Source organism: Bradyrhizobium tropiciagri, from assembly GCF_018130505.1.
In the GTDB taxonomy this organism is placed as follows: Bacteria; Pseudomonadota; Alphaproteobacteria; order Rhizobiales; family Xanthobacteraceae; genus Bradyrhizobium; species Bradyrhizobium tropiciagri_B.
Genome location: NZ_JAFCKH010000029.1, coordinates 1 through 2,186, shown reverse-complemented (window position 1 = coordinate 2,186; position 2,186 = coordinate 1). Strand labels below are relative to the sequence as shown.

2 protein-coding genes are annotated in these 2,186 nt (G+C 64.2%); both read left to right on the top strand.

Annotated features, from left to right (window positions below; translation table 11 throughout):
* Positions 1–509, top strand: a 509-nt coding sequence (locus JQ633_RS35025; RefSeq protein WP_211990395.1) for an autotransporter outer membrane beta-barrel domain-containing protein, incomplete at its 5' end; no start/stop codon positions are given.
* A gap of 184 nt (positions 510–693) precedes the next feature.
* Positions 694–2,186, top strand: a 1,493-nt coding sequence (locus JQ633_RS35020) for an autotransporter-associated beta strand repeat-containing protein (protein WP_211990394.1), incomplete at its 3' end; no start/stop codon positions are given.

Below are 2,186 nucleotides of genomic sequence, written 5' to 3'. Positions count from 1 at the left end.
GGCAGATTGCGGCGATCAATTTCGTCGAGACCGAACGCGGCGACTATGCGCTGAAGACGACGCAGGCCTTCGGCGAGCTCGGCTACACCTATGGGTTCGGCGTCAGCGCGATCGAGCCGTTCCTCAACATCGCCTATGTGCGGGTCGATGGCGGCGTGAACGAGCTCGGCGGCCTCGCGGCGATGGCCGGATCGGTGTCGCTCGATACCACCTATACGACGCTCGGCGTGCGCGGCGCCACTGCGCTGACGCAGACTCTCACGGCCCGCGGCACGCTGGGCTGGCGGCACGCGCTGGGCGACGTCACGCCGATCGCGGCGCTCGCGTTCCAGTCCGGCTCGGCATTCGCGCTGGCCGGCTCGCCGATCGCACGCGACGCGCTGGTCGCCGAAGCCGGGCTCGACCTCGCGGTCGCGCCGAATGCTTCGGTCGGCGTCTCCTGGGCCGGCCAGTTCGCCGACCAGAGCCACAACAACATGGTCAAGGGCAATTTCAGCTGGCGGTTTTGAGCGACAAACAACAGGATTGGCACAGGCCATTTCTTGGGAGTGGCAGGCATAAGCGATGCGGGTTGGCATAGCCAAGGGGACTTCTCTAACCGGGTAGGGCCGCTGACCTGGGTCATATCTGTCCGGCGATCCCGATCGAACTTGCCAGAAACGTCGAGCGCGTTGGTGCGCATAGGAGGGGAGCATGGCACGTTCGGATAGAGGTGCTCGTCGCCGGACTCAGAGGCCGTCGAATGGCGCTTTGGGGCAGGCGGCGTGGCGAGCGGGGCTGCTCGCCCTCGCGGGACTAGGTGCGGCCCCCGGTCCAGCGGCGGCGCAGCAGGTCTGGCAACAAAAGCCAGTCTCGGGGGATTTCAACACCGCCGCCAACTGGACCCCGAACGTAGTTCCGATCAACGCTTTTTTTCAGACGTCGAATATCACCGATCTGTCATTCTCGGCCGACACGACCGTGGGCGGCTGGTCGTTCCTCGCCGGGGCGTCGAGTTACATATTCACCGTCGATCGCGGACGAACCCTGACCTTCGCTGGTGTCGGCATCGACGGCGGTGGTAGCAGCCCTACCATCATCAACGGAGGACGGCTGGAATTCGGCAACTCCAGCACGGCCGGCAACGCCAGCATCACCAACAACGATATCCTGGTATTTGAATCCCGCGGCACGGCCGGCACCGCTACCATCACCAACAACAACATACTGCGGTTCAGCGAGAACAGCACGGCCGAGAGCGCCACCATCACCAACAACGGCGCCCTGGCATTCGAGCTTCGTGGTACCGGCGGCAATGCTCGCCTCATCAACGGCCCGAGCGGAATCATCCAGCTCATCGGCATTGCACCGGTCCCCGTGACGGTGGGCTCGATCGAGGGCTCCGGGGCGATCCGTCTTGGCCAGAGAACCCTGGTGGTAGGGGACAACAACCGGTCGACGAGATTCTCCGGTGTTATCCAGGGTGACGGCTCGCTGATCAAGCGCGGTACCGGAGATCTGAACCTGAGCGGCCAGAATACCTACACCGGAGTAACCGAGGTTGCCCAAGGTACGTTGACAGTGAACGGGTCGATACCGGGCAGCGTGATCGTGGAGGCCGGCGCAGCGCTCCAAGGCAGTGGCACGACAGGTTCGGTGATAATGAATGGCCGCGTGAGCCCCGGCAATTCGATCGGCACTCTTCACGTCAACGGCGATCTCAATATGGCGCCGGACTCGCGCTATTATGTCGAGATCAACGGGCAGACCAGCGACCGCATCGAGGTCGCCGGCACCGCGAACATCCAGAGCTCGGTGTTCGAGATCGCGCACGACACCAATACCGCATCGGCGCCGGTGGTGCCGGGCAAGACCTATACGTTGTTGACGACGCAGGGCGGTTTGACGGTGACGTCCCCGACGCTCGCGATCGCGGACTTTCCGTTTCTTGCCTTTACCCTGAGCGCCGATGCCTTCAACGGCTACCTGACGACCTCGCGCAGCGCGGTCAGCTTCGCCGATCTGGCCTCGACACCGAACGCGAAGGCGATTGCCAACGCGCTGGAGACGACGGCGACGAGCAGTCCGTTGTGGCAGAAGGTGGTCGGCGCCAGCGAAGCCCAGGCCCGTGCCGCCTTCACCAGCCTGAGCAACGCCTCGATCCACGCCAACGCGGCCGGCGTGTTGTCGGAGCAGTCGCAGTATCT